The 326-nt window shown below is 72.4% G+C and carries 1 pseudogene; it reads right to left on the minus strand.

Annotated elements, in window-relative coordinates:
• Nucleotides 1–278 (minus strand): annotated as a pseudogene (locus HTV45_RS33620) (hypothetical protein); the annotation flags it as partial.
• Nucleotides 279–326: the final 48 nt, after the last annotated feature.

Genomic DNA, 326 nt, shown 5'->3' on the forward strand with positions numbered 1-326 from the left:
CCCTTTACGTCCAGGTCGCCGTCGTAGACGTCGGCCCCGGAGGCGGCGAGGTGGGCGGCGACCCGCTGCCATTCGGTGAGCAGGGCCGCCCACCGGTCGGCCAGCTCCTGCGGATCCGCCGCGAACTCCCGGACCGCCACCGGGGAGCGCAGCTCCTGGCGGGTCTCGCTCACCCGCACCACCGCCGTGTCCACGGCCTGGTCCACCTGCCGCACGGTCATGCCCGCCGCCTGGCGGCGCACCTGATCACGCGCCACGTCCTCCGGAGTCCAGATCACCGCTGCATCACCCCTGCCTGTCACGAACCGTCCAATGGATGCCCAATG

The organism is Streptomyces sp. CHD11, from assembly GCF_018638295.1.
Lineage (GTDB): Bacteria > Actinomycetota > Actinomycetes > Streptomycetales > Streptomycetaceae > Streptomyces.